The organism is Pseudomonas sp. P9_2, from assembly GCF_034008255.1.
Classification (GTDB): Bacteria; Pseudomonadota; Gammaproteobacteria; order Pseudomonadales; family Pseudomonadaceae; genus Aquipseudomonas; species Aquipseudomonas synxantha_A.
In genome coordinates this window covers 5,454,929-5,471,246 of sequence record NZ_CP125376.1, presented here as the reverse complement: position 1 = coordinate 5,471,246, position 16,318 = coordinate 5,454,929, and the positions used below count along the sequence as shown (strand labels likewise).

Annotated in this window: 15 protein-coding genes and 1 pseudogene; 11 read left to right on the top strand and 5 right to left on the bottom strand. The window is 60.9% G+C overall.

The features are described from left to right. The first annotated feature begins 159 nt into the window (after window positions 1-159). Window positions 160-1,269 carry a P1 family peptidase gene (locus QMK52_RS24035; protein ID WP_320403541.1) on the top strand — a complete coding sequence of 370 codons (1,110 nt, stop codon included), beginning with the start codon at window positions 160-162 and terminating at the stop codon, window positions 1,267-1,269. Here QMK52_RS24035 and QMK52_RS24030 read toward each other — a convergent pair. Continuing rightward, window positions 1,260-2,060 carry a LuxR C-terminal-related transcriptional regulator gene (locus QMK52_RS24030; protein WP_320403540.1) on the bottom strand — a complete coding sequence of 267 codons (801 nt, stop codon included), beginning with the start codon at window positions 2,058-2,060 and terminating at the stop codon, window positions 1,260-1,262. The genes QMK52_RS24035 and QMK52_RS24030 overlap by 10 nt on opposite strands. A 103-nt stretch (window positions 2,061-2,163) precedes the next feature. Here QMK52_RS24030 and QMK52_RS24025 point away from each other — a divergent pair, with 103 nt between their 5' ends. Together QMK52_RS24025 and QMK52_RS24020 are read left to right on the top strand one after the other, a co-directional pair. After that, window positions 2,164-2,979, top strand: a complete 816-nt coding sequence (locus QMK52_RS24025) for a carbon-nitrogen hydrolase family protein (RefSeq protein ID WP_320403539.1) — start codon at window positions 2,164-2,166, stop codon at window positions 2,977-2,979. 63 nt (window positions 2,980-3,042) lie between these two features. After that, a complete protein-coding gene (locus QMK52_RS24020; RefSeq protein ID WP_320403538.1) occupies window positions 3,043-4,143 on the top strand; it encodes a polyamine ABC transporter substrate-binding protein in 1,101 nt (366 codons plus the stop codon). A gap of 68 nt (window positions 4,144-4,211) precedes the next feature. On the opposite strand, the gene QMK52_RS24015 is transcribed toward QMK52_RS24020, so the two are convergent. Continuing rightward, a complete protein-coding gene (locus QMK52_RS24015; RefSeq protein WP_005787347.1) occupies window positions 4,212-5,246 on the bottom strand; it encodes an alpha/beta hydrolase in 1,035 nt (344 codons plus the stop codon). Between the two features lie 328 nt (window positions 5,247-5,574). On the opposite strand from QMK52_RS24015, the gene QMK52_RS24010 reads away from it, so the two are divergent. Beyond that, entirely contained in the window at window positions 5,575-5,937 is a 363-nt protein-coding gene (locus QMK52_RS24010; protein WP_005787350.1) for a response regulator, read from the top strand. Here the strand turns inward: QMK52_RS24010 and QMK52_RS24005 are convergent. Beyond that, window positions 5,934-6,722 (bottom strand): helix-turn-helix transcriptional regulator, encoded by a 789-nt coding sequence (locus QMK52_RS24005; protein WP_320403537.1) that lies wholly within the window; start codon window positions 6,720-6,722, stop codon window positions 5,934-5,936. The two genes, QMK52_RS24010 and QMK52_RS24005, sit on opposite strands and share 4 nt — an antisense overlap. A gap of 147 nt (window positions 6,723-6,869) precedes the next feature. On the opposite strand from QMK52_RS24005, the gene QMK52_RS24000 reads away from it, so the two are divergent. From QMK52_RS24000 to QMK52_RS23970, 7 genes and pseudogenes are all read left to right on the top strand, one after another. After that, the gene (locus QMK52_RS24000) at window positions 6,870-7,058 is read left to right on the top strand and encodes a DUF1656 domain-containing protein (RefSeq protein ID WP_005787355.1); all 189 of its coding nucleotides are present in this window, start codon (window positions 6,870-6,872) and stop codon (window positions 7,056-7,058) included. 12 nt (window positions 7,059-7,070) lie between these two features. Further along, the gene (locus tag QMK52_RS23995) at window positions 7,071-7,979 is read left to right on the top strand and encodes an HlyD family secretion protein (protein WP_005787357.1); all 909 of its coding nucleotides are present in this window, start codon (window positions 7,071-7,073) and stop codon (window positions 7,977-7,979) included. Further along, on the top strand, window positions 7,979-9,934 hold the full coding sequence (locus QMK52_RS23990) for an FUSC family protein (protein ID WP_005787359.1): 1,956 nt from the start codon (window positions 7,979-7,981) through the stop codon (window positions 9,932-9,934). Before QMK52_RS23995 ends, QMK52_RS23990 begins: the two co-directional genes overlap by 1 nt. A 61-nt stretch (window positions 9,935-9,995) precedes the next feature. Continuing rightward, a complete protein-coding gene (gcvA, locus tag QMK52_RS23985) occupies window positions 9,996-10,901 on the top strand; it encodes a transcriptional regulator GcvA (RefSeq protein WP_005787360.1) in 906 nt (301 codons plus the stop codon). 75 nt (window positions 10,902-10,976) lie between these two features. Continuing rightward, window positions 10,977-11,804, top strand: a complete 828-nt coding sequence (locus tag QMK52_RS23980) for a DMT family transporter (protein WP_320403536.1) — start codon at window positions 10,977-10,979, stop codon at window positions 11,802-11,804. A gap of 29 nt (window positions 11,805-11,833) precedes the next feature. Next, window positions 11,834-12,042 (top strand): annotated as a pseudogene (locus QMK52_RS23975) (SDR family NAD(P)-dependent oxidoreductase); the annotation flags it as partial. A gap of 348 nt (window positions 12,043-12,390) precedes the next feature. Further along, a complete protein-coding gene (locus QMK52_RS23970; RefSeq protein WP_320403535.1) occupies window positions 12,391-13,899 on the top strand; it encodes a sensor domain-containing diguanylate cyclase in 1,509 nt (502 codons plus the stop codon). Between the two features lie 15 nt (window positions 13,900-13,914). Here QMK52_RS23970 and QMK52_RS23965 read toward each other — a convergent pair whose 3' ends face one another. Continuing rightward, window positions 13,915-14,064 (bottom strand): hypothetical protein, encoded by a 150-nt coding sequence (locus QMK52_RS23965; protein WP_164699489.1) that lies wholly within the window; start codon window positions 14,062-14,064, stop codon window positions 13,915-13,917. Window positions 14,065-14,139: 75 nt separating this feature from the next. Continuing rightward, the gene (locus QMK52_RS23960) at window positions 14,140-16,317 is read right to left on the bottom strand and encodes a xanthine dehydrogenase family protein molybdopterin-binding subunit (protein ID WP_194440459.1); all 2,178 of its coding nucleotides are present in this window, start codon (window positions 16,315-16,317) and stop codon (window positions 14,140-14,142) included. Between the last annotated feature and the right edge of the window lies 1 nt (window position 16,318).

The window sequence follows — 16,318 nt, the reverse complement described above, 5'->3', positions numbered from 1 at the left end:
AATTGCGCACAAAGGGGGCGGGTGCGGTCGTATAAGTTCTGCGATAAATCGTACGAATAGCCTAACGTTCCGAGGGTAACCACAGGAGGTTATCGTCACGCACCCGCCGCCAACCTAAACTTCACGCACGTTCTTCACTCGACTATTGAGAGTTAAAACATGCGCTTACGAGACCTGGGCATCACCATTGGCACTGGCACCCCCGGAATATTCAACGCCATCACCGACGTGCCCGGCGTACGCGTCGGCCATCACACCCTCAATGCCGAAAGCACCGACGGCTCGATGCATACCGGCGTGACCATCATCGAACCGCGGCCGGTCGCAGCTCATCTGGCGCCGTGTTTTGCCGGCGTTCACGTACTCAACGGCAATGGCGATGCCACCGGCCTGGAGTGGATTCGCGAAGCAGGTTTGTTGACTACACCCATTGCCTACACCAACACCCACAGCGTCGGCGTGGTACGGGATGCATTGGTGGCTGCAGAGCGCGAGATGGGTAAGCAACACACCTACTGGTGCATGCCGGTGGTGCTGGAAACCTACGACGGCATTTTGAGTGATATCTGGGACCAGCACATCACGGCCGAGCATGTGCATGCGGCATTGGCGGATGCACGCAGCGGCCCGGTGCAGGAAGGCTGCGTGGGCGGCGGTAACGGCATGATCTGCCATGAATTCAAAGGTGGGATTGGTACGTCGTCTCGCGTGCTGAGCGCAGAAGAGGGCGGCTGGACCGTGGGCGCACTAGTGCAGGCCAACTACGGCGTACGCAGCGCCTTGCGCGTGGCGGGTTACCCGGTGGGCAGCGTATTGCAAGACACGCCTTCGCCTTATGACGGGTCGGTGAACGTCGGCGTGCCTGGCATGGGTTCCATCGTGATCACCATCGCCACCGACGCGCCCTTGCTGCCCCATCAATGTACCCGCCTGGCACAGCGCGCGAGTATCGGTTTGGCGCGGGTCGGTGGCGGCACCGAAGACGACAGCGGCGACATCTTCATTGCGTTCTCGGTGGGCAATGCCAGCTTGCCGGTTGCCAATCTCGGGCAACCCGGCCCGCCGACCACGGCCTTGCAGATGGTTAACAACGACTACATCTCCGCGTTGTTTGTGGCCGCGGCGGACGCCGTCGAAGAGGCAATTCTCAATGCTTTGCTGGCGGCGAACGACCTTCAGGGCCGTGGCCGGCAAGCGCTGGCGCTCAAGCCCGAACAATTGCTGGCAGCGATGGCAAAGGTGGGTTGGACGGCCCCGGTTCACTCCTGAGCCTGAAGGAACAACAGGAACAGCTCGGACTGGGATTTGATCCCCAGCTTGTTGTACATGTGCTTGCGATGCACCTTGACCGTTTCGGCAGAGATCGACAGCTTGCGGGCGATCTCTTTATTCGAGCAGCCACTGAGCATCAGTTGCGCCACCTCGGCCTCACGGGTCGACAACGCTGAGCTGATCTGCAGCGTCGGCGACAGCAGGCGCTCTTGCCAGTCCGTTGTCGGCTCTGCTGCCGGCGCGCTGTTCGAAGCCTGTTCAAGCACGCAGCGCTGACGCATCAGGCCGGCCACCCAGGGCTGGATCAACCGCAGCAGGGCCAGTTGCTCCTGGCTGAAGCGGCAACGGCTGCCCAGCGACAGGCTCAGGGTGCGCTGGGGATCGAGTTGCACATTGAGGTGGATTTCATCGGCGACCACGTTCAGGCGAAAGTAGCGCTGGTAATAATCGGTCTGCTCAAAACACTCAGGGGCAACGTCGTCCAGTTGAAACAGCCCACTTCGCGGTGATTCACGATTGGCCAGGTAAAAGGGATCGAGCAGGTAAAGCCCCTTGAGGTAGTCCTGGAACAGCGAGTCGGTGCCACCTTCCTCCGTAGGCGATTCAGCCAGTACCAGTGGCCTGCCAGGGTTGAAGATCAGCACCACCCAGCTGTCCACCGGCACATAGCGCCCGAGCAAACGCGTCATGGAGGCCCAGAAGTGCGGTTGGTCGAGGTTTTCGATCATCCGCCCGACCGCGTCATGCCAGGCCACGTCCTGCAAGGTCAAATTGGTTTCACTACCCATTGCGGGGTACCCCATTGAAGTGATTTTTTCCCATTACGCCGCACCCCATACTCATTTGAAGGCCCGGGTAAATTCGGGTTTCCATTTCGCCCAAGGACCTGCCATGAACATCGAACTCTTGCAGTTAGCCGGCCGCGACGGTGATACCGCTTATAACCTGGGACGCACCTTGGAGGCCATCGCCAACTGCAACGCGGATACCGACTTGCTGGTATTTCCGGAAACCCATTTGATGGGCTTTGTCGGTGGTGAACAACTGGCCAACGTCGCCGAGCCCCTGGACGGCCCGACGCTGCAAACCGTGCAACAGGCGGTGCGCCAACGCAATGTCTCGGTTGTGATTGGCTTGGTCGAACGGGATGCGGGCGCCTATTACAACACCTCGGTATTGATCACACCTGAGGGCATCGCTTTAGAGTATCGAAAAACCCATTTGTGGCCCTCCGAGCGCGCCGACATTACACCGGGTGATCGCTTTGTCACCACGCTCTGGAACGGCGTGCGTGTGGGCCTGCTGATCTGCTACGACATCGAGCTGCCGGAAACGGCGCGGGCGCTGGCGCAATTGGGTGCTGAATTGATCATTGTCACCAACGGCAATATGGACCCCTACGGTCCGGTGCATCGCACTGCGATCATGGCCAGGGCCCAGGAGAACCAGGTGTTCTGCGTGATGGTCAACCGCGCAGGGCAGGGCGATGACGGCTTGGTGTTCGCCGGGGGCAGTGCGGTGGTCGACCCGTTTGGACGCGTGCTGTACGAAGCCGGGCGCGAAGAAACACGCCAGGTGATCAGTCTGGACCTTACTCAAATCAATACGGCCCGCAGGGATTATCACTACCTCAATGATCGTCGGTTGCTGTTGCAAGGCGAGGCTGTGGAGCACCCCGACGGCCGCCGTGAACTGCTGATTCGCTGACCGCGTTTGTACCCTCCATAACAATAATCAGCTGGTGCGCAGGTGCCGGCCCAGGAGTTTGTGATGATCGCTATTCGATGTATGCAATGGGGACTGGCTGCCGTGATCAGCGGCGTAATGGCTTGCGCTCAGGCGGCGGAGTCAAAGGTCAATATCTATAACTGGTATGACTTCATCGCGCCCACTACGCTGAAGGATTTCCAGGCGCAGACCGGCATTCAATCGGCCTACGATGTGTTCGACAACAGTGAGGTCATGCAAAGCAAACTCATGGCCGGGCGCAGCGGCTATGACGTGGTAGTGGCTACCGGCGACCTGTTGCCGAACCTGATCAAGGCCGGTGTACTCAAGGAACTGGATCGCTCGCAACTGACCAACCTGTCACATCTGGATCCGGATATCCTGGCAAAGGTCAGCAGCAATGACCCCGGTAATCGTTTTGCCGTGCCTTATCTATGGGGCACCACCGGCATCGGTTACGACGTCGCCAAAGTCCACGCGCTCCTGGGTGACAACGCACCGGTAGATTCCTGGGACCTGATTTTCAAGGAAGAAAACCTCGCCAGGCTGGGCGAGTGCGGCGTGGCGATGCTGGATGCGCCCGCTGAAATCATCCCGATCGCCTTGCACTATCTGGGGCTGCCCTATAACAGCCAGAACCCGGACGACTATGTGAAGGCCCAGGCCCTGCTGTTGAAACTTCGCCCACACATCCGCTACTTCGACTCCTCGCGCTTTATCACCGATCTGGCCAACGGTGATATCTGCGCCGTCGTCGGCTGGGCGGGTGGCGTGATGGACGCTCGCAAAGCGGCCGACGCAGCCGGTAATGGTCGCCGGATCCAGTACAGCATTCCCAAGGAAGGCGCGCCGATCTGGGTGGAAAACCTGGTACTGCTCAACGATGCACCGAATCCCCAGCAGGGCTTGGCGTTCATCGATTACATGCTGCGCCCGCCGGTGATTGCCGCGTCGTCCAACTACCTCAGCTATGCCAATGCCAACAAGGACGCCAAAGCGCTGGTTGATGAGAAGGTGCGCGATAATTCGGGGGTTTATCCTTCCAAGGCAGTGCTGGATACGCTGTTTGCGCTGGAGCCGCTGCCGTTGAAGTTGGAGCGCGTGCGCACGCGGGTCTGGAGCAAGGTCAAGAGTGGGACCTGATCGTATGGCGGTTTTTTTGAATGTACCGGCGTTGTTTACCGCTCACAGATCTGAAATCTATGCGGCGATTACGGAGCACCCTGGGCGGCCAAATTGAGCTTGCGTAGCCAGGTGCTTATGGCTTCAACGAGTTCTACCTTGCATTCCACCGGCAACCAATGACCGCCGGGTAGGCTTGCCACGGTGAGATCTACGCAGGCCGCCCGCATTGGATCGCCCAGCTGATTACCTTTGATGGTGTTCATCTGATCGTAGTCGCCGTTCACAAACAGTACGGGCAATGACAAGAGGCCGCCATTTAACGCCCGGTGCGCATATTCAATGTTGGCATCGTCGTTTAAATACCAGGCGCAGGGAGCGCGGAAACCCTGCGCCTGGAAACTGCGCACCAATTGCGCGAAGTCTGCCGGCGGCCAGAGTGCAAGGTCTGGCTGGGTGAGGGGGGCCCGGTGCGCTTGGCCGAACCGCCCGCCTTTGCGGGTCACTTCGGCATTCGCTGCAATCTTGCCGATATTCGCCGGATCGCCTCGGCGATAAATCGACGCCAGCGATGCGGCTTTATCCGCATCAAGGTCAGCGACAGCGCACGCAAAGTGTGTGTTGTAGTAGCGGTAATAATCCCATTGACCGTCCGGATACGTGTCCGCCGGGTAGATTGAGCGGTCAACCAGTGGGACGAGCGTTGGCAGCGCGTTAGTGGCGGGGAAGTACGGGACCGAAATCAATACAACACCGCGACTGCGCTGAGGCTCATGAGCGACCAGTTCACCCGCCACGACGCTGCCCCAATCGTGGCCTACCCAAATGGCGGGCCTGCCGCCGAGATGGTCGTGAAGTTCTGCCATGTCGGCCACGATGTTTTCAAGGGTGTACGCCTGCGTGGGCGCGGGTGCAGAAGAACGACCATAACCGCGCATGTCGGGTGCAACGCAGTGCCAGCCTTGTGCTGCGAATGCTTGTATCTGTGCGCGCCAGATCAGACTGAGCTCCGGCCAGCCGTGCAGGAACAGCATCAATGGCCCATCTGCCGGCCCCATCTCTACATAGTGCGTCGTATGGCGCGGCGTATTGAGAACACGCGAGGTCAGCTTGGAAGTGGACACAGTCTCTCCTCATGCTACGTCGGCGGATAAACTCGAAGCGGCAACACTATACTGAGCGGTAGGCTTCATGTTTCGTTCCCATTCAGCGCTTCCAGCGTTCGAGGCAAGGTCTTGCGTGTGAATGAAATTTATCCAAGGTGGAATGCTTTTTCAGTACATACACTCAGGGAAGAGCGAAAGGCGGCAATAGCAGTCGCGTTTTTCAACACAGGTGCATTGAGGATCAAGTATGTTGAATGTTGACCAGCCCCCCACAACCACACGCGAACCCAGTGAATACGGAGGGCGTTCACTGCCGCTTCTCGTTTATGCTCGCTGAGAACCAGATATGACCACGTTCCCAGGCACCAGAGTGCTCCTGGTTGAAGACGAGGGCACCATCGCCATGTTGATCGAGGAAATGCTCGAAGACCTGGAGTGCACCGTAGTCGCCTCCGTGGCCCAACTCGCAAAGGCGATACACGTGGCAGGGGTGGTGGATGTCGACTTGGCGATCCTCGACGTGAACCTGGCTGGAGAATATGTCTTCCCAGTGGCGCGGATTCTGCGCGCACGCCACATTCCGTTTTTGTTCAGTACGGGCTACGGCGGCAGTGGCCTGCCGGAAGAGTTCAGGGGCTGTCCGGTGTTGCATAAGCCATTTGCGGAACAGGATCTGCGGTTGAAAATTGCGCTGACGCTGGAGTCTTAGGTAAGACCCACGGTATTGCGCAGGTAACGGGCCGGTGAGGTGCCCAGGGTTTTACGAAACATTGTGATGAACGAGCTGACTGACTCGTAGCCGAGCGCTTCAGCGGTTCTCTGCACTGATTGCCCTTCGGCCAGGCTTTGCAGGGCGACGATGATCTGCCATTGCTTGCGCCATTGTCCGAAGGTCAGGCCGGTTTCGGCTTTTACCAGGCGGGCCAGCGAGCGTTCACTCATGGCCACGTGGCGTGCCCAGTTCGCCATGGTGGCGCGGTTGGCGGGATCTCGCGCCAGGGCTCGGGCGATGGTACGCAACGGGTTTGAGGCGGGTAGAGGCAGGTAGAGTTGTTCGGTGGGGGCCAGTTCAAGCGCTTCGAGCAGTACGTGGGCCAATCGAGCAGTGCGTGAATCGGCCGGGTAATCCTGAGCCTGGCCGCTCAGGTGCAGGATCAGCTCAAGGATCAATGGCGACAGCGCCAAGGTACAGCAGCGATCCGGCAGCGATGCAGCGCCGGGCTCCACGAACAGAAAACACACCTGCCCGTTGGCTGTCACGCGGTTGCTATGGGCGACGCCCCCCGGAATCCACACGCCGAACCCTGACGGCACCATCCACACGCCATCTTCCACCGTACACACAATGCCACCGCAACACGCCACCACCAGTTGCCCCTTGCGGTGCTTGTGTACGGCAGACTCGCTGTCGTTGCGCTGGGGTTCCAGCATCAGCGCTACGGCGGGCTGGGACAGGGTGTCGTACTCAAACTGATCGACGTGGATTTCGGCCATGCAAGGTCATCCAAGGTTGTCCGGATTTGATTATATTTTGGCAGTGTACTCAATATCGGCAGTGGCAGTAATTCCCTAGCATCACCTACAAGCCTTGCCTTCCTTGGGCGGGCGATTGCTAGAACCTTCCGAATCCCGGTGCTTGCCATGCTTAGCGAAATCTCGATTGCCAACCTCTACTTTCCGCCCTTGTTGATCTACCTCGGTGCGTCCCTCCTGGCCTACCGGCTGCTCGAACGCCTGGCCGGTCGCTGGCTGGACCGAGCGTGGCACCCGGCGCTGGCGCGTTTTTTCGTCTCGCTCATCGTCGTGTCGACGATGGTCGTCCATTGCTGAGCGAGGCCGTGCATGTCTATCGTCAAACTGCTTAAAACTGCCGCCACCGTGGGGCTTGGCGTGCTGGCCCTGGTGTTTTGCCTGCAACTCTGGCGGGCTTACGTGCTGGCGCCCTGGACGCGGGATGGGCGGGTGAGTGCGCAGGTGATCCGCATTGCGCCCGAGGTGTCCGGCCAAATCGATCAATTATGGGTCAGTGACAACCAATGGGTGGCAAAGGGTGCTTTGCTCTATCGCATCGATACGCGTGCTTATCGATTGACCCAGCAGCAGCGCGCAGCGCAATTCGCAGAAGCGCGGAGTGTGTTCGAGCAGCGCAGTGCGCAGTTCAAGCGGCGCGCGCAACTGGGCGGCGCCATCGCCCGGGAAGAGATCGACAACGCAGCGCGTGACTTGGCCGTGGCCCAAGCACGTTTGGACGCGGCACGCAGCCAGTTGGCCCAGGCCCAGCTCGACCTTGACCGAACGACTGTGCGTTCGCCAGTGGACGGCTACGTCACGCAACTGCGGTTGCAGCCTGGTGACTATGCGCAGGCGGGTGCTACCAACCTGTTCGTGGTCGACGCTCATAGTTTCTGGATCACGGGCTATTTTGAAGAGACCAAGCTGCCGGGTGTACTCATCGGCGCACCGGTGTCGATCAAGCTGATGGGCTTTGACCCGCTGCTGCAAGGCCACGTAACAAGCCTGGGCAGAGGCATTGCCGACACCAATGAGTTGCGCAACGACAGCGGCTTGCCCCAGGTGAGCCCGACCTTCAGTTGGATTCGTCTGGCCCAGCGAGTGCCCGTGCGCATCGAGTTGGACAAGGTGCCGGACGGGGTAGAGTTGGCGGCGGGCATGACCGCCAGTGTCGAAGTGACGCAGCCGGGCGCCGCAGCGCGCTGGCGACTCACCCAATGGTTGCAGGCGTTCATGTGATGACTGGCCTGGCGACACGCTTGTTCGCGGCGATCCCTCGGCCCTGGACGTCTGCGACGTTGGCCTACGTGCTGCGCAGTATCCTGGCGGCAAGCCTGGCACTCTGGCTTGGCTTCCAACTGCATCTGGATTCGCCATTCTCGGGTGCGTCCACGGTGTTGTTGCTGGTGCAGCCCATCCAAGGGGCAGTGCGAGGCAAGGGTGTGTACCGGATGCTGGGCACCCTGGTCGGCATGGTCGCAGCCTTTGTGCTGATGGGGCTGTTCGCGCAACAGATGCTGTTGTTCATACTGGGCGTCGGTATATGGCTGGGCCTGTGCGTCGGTGCAATGACGGTTTTGCGTCATTACCAGGCCACCGCAGCAGTGGTGGCGGGCTATACGGTGTGTTTGGCGCTGGGCCCTGCCATCGTCGCCCCGGAGCAGGGCTTCGACCACATCATCACCCGTGGCACGGCGGTAGCGCTCGGCGTGCTCAGCTTGAGCCTGGTAGCGACGCTGTTCAGCGCCAAGACCATGGCGCATAAAGTTCGAAGCTCGCTCGTCGACGCCTGCGCGCGCAGTGCCCGGTTGCTCGCGGCAAGCCTTGTGGGCGAAGAGCCTGCGCAGCTGGCGACACAACGGCACCAGCTCGCGATCGATATCAGCAAGGTGGACGACCAGCTTGGGCTCGGCCGTGGCGAATCGTCGCTGATCCGCTCGCGGCAGCTGGCGATTCAGGCCGGCCTGGCGCATCTACAGTCGGCTGTGCTCGACGTGCACCCGGACGACCCCGACCCCGCAATCGACCCCGCGTTGCGCGCCCGCATAAGCACAGGCTTGCAGCAACTGAGTGAATGCCTGGCGCAGGCTCGCTGCGACTTTCGCGCCGCGGCCGCGACACTGGAGCAACTGCGTCGCTGGGTGGAGGATTGCGCCCACTCAAGCCCACACCTGCGGTTGCGCAGCGAACGCTTGGACGACCAACTGGCGGACTTGGGCGAGGCCCTGTTGAACTTCGCCAGCCTCGACCAGGCTCGCCGCGCACCGGTACGCGCCGTGGGGTATCACCGCCATTACGCGGATGCGGCGCGAAACGGCATCCGGGCACTGCTCGCCATACTGAGTGCGGGTGCGATCTGGTATTTCAGCGGCTGGGATCAAGGGCCCACATTACTGGCGGTGCTGGGGCCGTACTGCACCTTGGTGGCGACAGCTGCCGCGCCAGCCCAAGGTATCAGCGGTTTTATCCGCGGCACGCTCTACGCGATTGTGGCGGCGGCGCTGTGCAAATTCCTGTTGATGCCACAGATCAACGGCTTCCCTCTGTTGTTGCTGGTCATGGCAGGCTTCTGGTCGTTCGGCATCCATGCCACGAGCCAGCCGCGCCATGCCCTGCAAGGGGTTGCCTACCTGATCGGCTTCAACACCTTGGTCAGCACCGGCATGACCGCCACCTACGATTTCGTCGGTTTCGCCAACCAGGCGCTGGCCTGGATCGTGGCGATGATTGTGTGCCTCCTGGCGTTTCAGATCCTGCCCAAAGATCCAGCCAGGCAGATACGCGCATTGACACGTGCGCTGCACCGGCACACACGCCTGCTGTTACGCCAGGCACGTACAATCGATCATGCTCAATGGCAAGCGGAGCAACAACACCGGTTAGTTACGTTGAAGAGTTTGCTTGGCGCTGATCACCCGCACGCTGACCCGGCGGGCTACTTGTCGCTGCAACTGAGCAAGCAATTGAATCGGCTACAGCGCAAAGCCAGCGGTATTGAGCCGGCATCTCCCGTGGCCCGATGCGTGCAAAGCGGTGCGCGGCGGGTTGCACGATATGCCCATCATCCCGCGATCGGCGCCGCACAGGCGCGGCGCACATCCCGGTCGTTGAGCAGGCTTGGTGCGCCTCATCTGGCGAGCGGATATCAGCACTTGGCGCAGCTGCTGGAGCAATACGCGAACCTGGTGCTTTAGGGCTAACATGAGTCAATGCTCATGCTCAGCGCTTACTGCTAACTTGCCGGACACCCTATCTATGAGAGATCTGCCGCCCACCGCGACCTTGCGCGCTTTCGAAGCCGCCACTCGCCACCCGACCTTTACCGCGGCCGCGCAGGAGTTGCACGTGACCCAGAGCGCGGTCAGCCACCAGCTCAAACACCTGGAAGCGCTGTGGGGCCTGGCGTTGTTCGAGCGTGGCCAGTCGTTACGCCTGACCCCGGCGGGGGCTACGCTGGCGCCCATCGTGCGCGAATTCTTCATGAGCCTGGAGGCGACCCTGGCCGACCTGCGCGAGCAAAAGGGCAGGGTACGGCTCAAGGTCAGCACCACTTATTCCTTTGCCTTGAAATGGCTGCTGCCACGCTTGCCGAACCTCGCTCGCCAGCACCCCGAGCTGCTGGTTGCGCTGGACACCACGGACGACGTCATCCACTTTTCCGACGCCCAAGCGGATGTCGCGGTCCGGCTGGGCAAGGGGAATTACCCGGGCCTGTATTCGGAGTTTTTGTTCGGCGAGCAGGTGTTTCCCGTGGCCAGCCCCGAACTGTTGCGGCGCCTTGGCACCCCGGGCAGCCCCGCCCATTTATTGGACTTCCCGCTGCTGGCCCGCGATGGCGCCGAGCTGGCACCGAAATGGGAGGTCTGGTTTCAAGCCGTGGGGCTGGCCTTTACGCCGCTCAGGGAAAGCGTCAGGTTTGGCGATACCAACATGACCGTCGAGGCGGCCTTGCTCGGCCATGGCATCGCGTTGGTGCGCAGCGGGCATGTGGAGCAGGAAATAAGTGACGGCCGCCTGGTGCGCCTGTTCGATGTGCCGTTCCCGTCACCGCTTGCCTACTATTTTGTGTGCCCCAAGGGCATCGAAACCCAGCCGCATATCCTCAGCTTTCGTCAATGGCTGATGAGCGAGGCGCTGAAAGTACAACGGGCGGATCAATGAGGTATGAGTATCTGTTCATGCTGTGATGAGCAGACTTCGCTGTAAGCCGGGGGCTTGGCTTGCCTAAGATGGCGCATGCCTACTCATATCATCTTCCTGGTGCTGTTCGCCGCACTGCTTCATGCCAGCTGGAACGCGCTATTGCGTGGTGGTGCCGACCGGCTATGGTCGATGACTGTCATGTGCATGGCCATTGCCTTCACCAGTCTCATCGCCGCTACGTTCATGGTGACGCCGGCGATTGAGAGCTGGGGCTATGGAGTGCTTTCGGCGTTGCTGCATGTTGGTTACAACCTGTTCCTGGTGCGCAGCTACCGGGTGGGCGACCTGGGGCAGATCTATCCGATTTCCCGGGGCTCGTCGCCGGCGCTGATTACCCTGGGGGCTGCGGTATTTGCCGGAGAACGCATCGCCCCCGGCGAGTTGCTGGGGATTGCACTGGTGTCAGGCGCGATTATTTCCTTGGCTTTCAGCGGGCGTCGGTTATCGGTTCCCAGCCTGCCTTATGCGCTGGGAACGGGCTGTTTCATCGCGGCCTATAGCGTTGTCGACGGCATTGGCGCCAGGCTCTCCGGTGCGCCGCTGGCCTATACCGTATGGATGTGTGCACTGTGGGGCGTGATGATGCCTGCGGTGTACATCGGCCTGCGCGATGCCCGCAGCTTATGGAGCGCTCGGCCCGGTACATTGGCCGCAGTGGTCGGCGGGCTGGTGTCTTTGCTGGCCTATGCAATTGTGATCTACGCGATGAACGAAGCGCCGTTGGGCGCGGTATCGGCATTGCGCGAAACCAGCGTGTTGTTCGCGATGTTGATTGGCTACTTTTTTCTTGGCGAAACCCTTACCGCGCGCAGGGTCCTGGCGTGCGTGGTGATCGCCAGCGGCACCCTCATCATCGGCTGATACAGCCATCTCCCAAGGAGGTATTTTCAATGATTGACGTCTCGCAGGCACCGCTGATCCTGATCACCGGAGGCAGTCGCGGAGTGGGTGCCGCGACCGCCCGGCCATCGACCGCAGGTTCGGGCGCCTCGACGTACTGGTCAATAATGCCGGCGTGCTGGCGACTCAGTCGCGTCCGGAGGATCTGAGCCTGGAGCGCATGCAGCGCATCCTCGCGGTCAACGCCATCGGCCCGTTGCCCGTGTGGTTAAAGGTGAGCAACTGGTAGAACGGTGCCGGGCCCTGGAGGTTGCTTACACTGGCCCTGAAGCCTCGGTTGTTTCACTTGAGGCGAGTGTGGCAGAGGTTGAAGGCGCGATAGATGATCTTGAGCAGGCGCTGTTGAGTTTTCAGCAGGGTGGGGCGTGAGCCGTATGGTCTGGTTCAAGCGGAGGTGAGGCAGTTGGTGTAGGAAATTTCTGTGGGTGCTATTGCTGCAGTGCAAGCAGAGTGCTTGTATGCTTGCGCCCAGAAACCGGTGGCCTCTGTAAGTGCCGACGTTCGAATGATGGCTGGACTGGAAACCGGACTTCCTTAAGGTGCTGACGTGAAGCGCGATACCCGCCTTGTGATGCTTTTGCTGTTGGTGATTGGTTGCTCCCTGACCTCGTTGACGATCTGGAAGGTTCTGTCTTCGCGTGAGCGCGCGCTGGCGGAAGTGGATGTGCATGGTTTGAACCTGACCCAGGCACTCAATACCTATACCGAAGGTATCGTCCGGCAAAGCGCGCTGTTGTTGCTGGGCCTGGTCGAGCGCCTCGAAACCGAAGGCAGTGGCCCTGTGCAAATCGAGCGTATCCATGCGCTGATCAACCGCCAGCAGCCGCTGATGCCGCAGCTCAGTGGCATCACGGTGTATGACCGTCAGGGCGGCTGGTTGATGTCCTCCAACCGGCGGATTCCAGAGGGGGCCAATAGCAGCGATCGCGCCTATTTCATTCATCATCGTGACGATCCGAGCCCTGAGCCGTTCATTGGCCCACCGATTCAGAGCCGTGCCAATCAGGAATGGGTGGTTACCGTCAGCCGCCGATTCAATGATGCATCGGGCAATTTTGCCGGGGTGGTCGCGGTGACGCTGGGGGTGGAAAACTTTCTGCGCGTGTTCGGCAAGCTTGACGTTGGCCAGGAGGGTGCCATCGGCTTGTCCTACACCGACGGCACGTTGCTGGTGCGCTATCCCTTTCGTGAACAGGACATGGGGCGCAATTTTTCCAAGTCGCCTATCTATGCCAAGTATTTCGATCAGCCTTTTGGCACCACCGCGCATACCTCCAGCCTGGATGGTGTGGAGCGGCTATATGCCTTTCGCAAAAGCGAAACGCTGCCGCTGATTACCACCGTCGCGCTGGGCAAGCATGAAGCCCTCGCGGCGTGGCGCATCGAGGCGGCACTGTCGGCAGTCGTGGTGGCGGGCTTGCTGGGGTTGACCGGGCTGATCGGCTGGTTCCTGATCCTGGATATTCGCCGGCGAACCGCGGCGGAAGAGGCGCTGCGCGTCGCCCAGCAACAGTTGCTCGATTCCAATCGTCAATTGGCGTTCCTGGCGATGAAGGACGCGTTGACCGGTTTGGCGAACCGCCGTTGTTTCGATGAAACACTGGCTCTGGAAGCACGCCGGGCGCAGCGCGAAGGCACGTCGCTGGCGTTGTTGATGATCGATATCGACCATTTCAAACGCTACAACGATGCCTTCGGTCACGTGGTCGGCGACACTTGCTTGCAGAGGGTCAGCAGGCTATTGGAACGATGCGCGCGACGACCGTCAGACCTGGTGGCGCGTTATGGCGGTGAGGAAATGGCGATCATCATGCCCGGCACCGACAGCGAAGGCGCGGCGGTGGTCGCGCAACGGATCCTTGACTCGCTGCAGCACGAAAACATCACGCACCCAGGCAGCCCGTTCGGTTACGTCAGTGTGAGTATCGGCATTGCCGCGGGCACGGGTTTGCGTCTGGAACCGCCGCTCGGATTGATCGAGGCGGCTGATCAGGCGCTTTACTCGGCGAAGGCTGCGGGACGCAATGGATTTTCCCTGCAAGCCACGGGGCCTTGATTGTCTGCTCTAACCTCACATACCCAGCGTCGGAATCATCACTTCACCACACTCCATGAGTTGGCCTGCCGTGACTTCCAATTGCGCAGTGGGCTTGGCCGCATAGCCAGCGATGAAGCCGGCGCTTAGCAGTAAAAGGCACAGGAAGGCTTTTCTCAGAATCATGCGCGCAGTTCTCAAATTAGGTCGCAAGGGAAATGCACAGATTGTGTATTCGAGAAAAGGTTCCTGAACAAGGCTTCAAACCGATAACTGATCACCAATAGGCAGACGCCGAATACGCGTGCCGGTGGCCGCCGCCAGGGCATTGACCAGCGCAGGCGCCAGCGGTGCCACTGGCGGTTCGCCAATGCCGGACGGCACGCTTGCCGACGGCACGATATGCACCAGCACCTCAGGCATTTCATAGATGCGCAGGGGCTCGTTGTTGTGGAAGTTGGATTGGTCGACCTTGCCGTCGGTCAACGTGATCGCTTCACGCAGGGCCGCGGAGAGCGCGAAACCCACCGAACCTTCAACCTGAGCGCGAATGACATCGGGGTTGACCGCAATGCCGCATTCCACCGCGCAGACCACACGGTCCACTTTGAAGGTACCATCGCGTTGCACGGTCACCTCGGCCACCTGGGCTACCACCGAGCCAAAGGCTTCATGCAACGCCACGCCCCGGCCCCGACGCTCGTCCTGTTTGCCGGGTGCCAACGGCTGGTCCCAACCGGCCTTCGACGCTACCAGCTTGAGCGCTTCAAGGTGACGGGAGTGCCCCTCAAGCATTGCCAGGCGCCAGGCCACCGGATCCTGCCCGGCCATTTGGGCGAGCTCGTCGAAAAAGCATTCGGTGGAAAACGCGTTATGGGAATGGCCCACTACCCGCCACCACTGTATCGGTATCGGGATATCGTCGGGGGTGTGCAGGTCCACGCGCAGATTGGGGATTCTATACGGCAGCGTCGACCCGCCCTCTACCGAGGTGGAGTCGATGCCATCCTTGATGAAGGCGGCGAAGGGCGAGCCGGCGAATACGGACTGGCCCACCAGGCGGTGCTGCCAGGCGATCAGTCGGCCTTGCTCATCCAGGCCGGCGCTCAAGCGGTGGTGATACATCGGTCGGTAGTGGCCGGCCTGCATGTCGTCCTCGCGAAGCCACACCAGCTTCACCGGGGCCTTGCCATCGATGGCCTTGACGATGTGTGCGTTCTCCAGCACGTAGTCCGCGTCCTTGCTCGCCCGCCGACCGAAACTGCCGCCGGCGTACAGCGTGTGCACGCGAACCTGCGCAGGTGGCAAGTCGAACAACTGCGCCAGCACCTTCTGCACATGTGACTGCATCTGCGCGCCATGCCAGGTGTCGCAGCCGTCCTTGGTCAAGCTGACCACGCAGTTCATCGGCTCCATGGCCGAATGGGCGAGAAACGGAAAATCGTACTCGGCGTGCAGCGTCCGCGCCGCGCCTGCCAGACCGGCGATGACGTCACCTTCGTCGCGCGCAATTGTGCCCTGGGTTTTGGCCAGTTCGCGATAACGTTCGAGCATCTGCCCGGAGCTTTGCTTGAACGCGCCGCTTTCGTCCCACTCAACCGTCAGGGCGTCACGGCCTTTCTTGGCGCTCCAGGTGTCTTTTGCCACCACCGCGACACCGCTGGGGACCTGCACCACATGCATGACGCCGGGGAGGGCCAGGGCCGCCCTGGCATCGAAGGATTTCACCTTGGCCCCGAAGCGCGGCGCATGGGCGACCACTGCGGTGAGCATTCCAGGCAAATGAATGTCCTGGGTGTAAATCGCCTTGCCATTGACCTTGTCGGCCGAATCCTTGCGCGCAAGGCGCTGGCGCCCGATCAGTTTGAACGCACCGGGCTCCTTGAGCTTGACCTCGGCGGGTACCGGTTGTTCGCCGGCGAGCTTGGCCAACTGGCCCAGTGTCGCCTGTTTGCCTGACGCCGGGTGCCGAACCACACCATCAGCGACCTCGATTTCCTGCGCCGGCACCTTCCACAACCAGGCCGCGGCAGACACCAGCATGGCGCGTGCGGTGGCGCCGGCTGTACGCAGTTGCTCCCAAGAATTGGCGATGGAACTGCTGCCGCCAGTGCCTTGCATGCCCAACAGCGAGTTGTTGTAACGCGATTCGGCCGGGGCGCTTTCCACGCGCACCTGTGCCCAGTCGGCATCCAACTCCTCGGCGACCAGGGTCGCCAGGCCGGTGTAGGCCCCCTGGCCCATTTCCAGGTGCTTGGAGATGACGGTGACGACGTTGTCCTCGCCGATGCGCAGGAAGGCGTTGGGCTCGAACGTGCCCTGGCGGCCTTTGCCGCTGGTGCCATCGGCCACCGACCAGGGCAAGTACATGGCCAGGGTAAGGCCCGCCGTACCCTTGAGGAAGCGACGGCGGCTTTGGTTTTCGATAGACCGGATCATG

What these genes read in the sequence shown, in the direction of transcription:
- QMK52_RS23965 (WP_164699489.1), bottom strand. Translation starts at nt 14,064, where the DNA reads ATGATTCTGAGAAAAGCCTTCCTGTGCCTTTTACTGCTAAGCGCCGGC.
- gcvA (WP_005787360.1), top strand. Translation starts at nt 9,996, where the DNA reads ATGAGAGATCTGCCGCCCACCGCGACCTTGCGCGCTTTCGAAGCCGCC.
- QMK52_RS23960 (WP_194440459.1), bottom strand. Translation starts at nt 16,317, where the DNA reads ATGATCCGGTCTATCGAAAACCAAAGCCGCCGTCGCTTCCTCAAGGGT.
- QMK52_RS24020 (WP_320403538.1), top strand. Translation starts at nt 3,043, where the DNA reads ATGATCGCTATTCGATGTATGCAATGGGGACTGGCTGCCGTGATCAGC.
- QMK52_RS24000 (WP_005787355.1), top strand. Translation starts at nt 6,870, where the DNA reads ATGCTTAGCGAAATCTCGATTGCCAACCTCTACTTTCCGCCCTTGTTG.
- QMK52_RS23995 (WP_005787357.1), top strand. Translation starts at nt 7,071, where the DNA reads ATGTCTATCGTCAAACTGCTTAAAACTGCCGCCACCGTGGGGCTTGGC.
- QMK52_RS23990 (WP_005787359.1), top strand. Translation starts at nt 7,979, where the DNA reads ATGACTGGCCTGGCGACACGCTTGTTCGCGGCGATCCCTCGGCCCTGG.
- QMK52_RS23980 (WP_320403536.1), top strand. Translation starts at nt 10,977, where the DNA reads ATGCCTACTCATATCATCTTCCTGGTGCTGTTCGCCGCACTGCTTCAT.
- QMK52_RS24005 (WP_320403537.1), bottom strand. Translation starts at nt 6,722, where the DNA reads ATGGCCGAAATCCACGTCGATCAGTTTGAGTACGACACCCTGTCCCAG.
- QMK52_RS24010 (WP_005787350.1), top strand. Translation starts at nt 5,575, where the DNA reads ATGACCACGTTCCCAGGCACCAGAGTGCTCCTGGTTGAAGACGAGGGC.
- QMK52_RS24025 (WP_320403539.1), top strand. Translation starts at nt 2,164, where the DNA reads ATGAACATCGAACTCTTGCAGTTAGCCGGCCGCGACGGTGATACCGCT.
- QMK52_RS24030 (WP_320403540.1), bottom strand. Translation starts at nt 2,060, where the DNA reads ATGGGTAGTGAAACCAATTTGACCTTGCAGGACGTGGCCTGGCATGAC.
- QMK52_RS24035 (WP_320403541.1), top strand. Translation starts at nt 160, where the DNA reads ATGCGCTTACGAGACCTGGGCATCACCATTGGCACTGGCACCCCCGGA.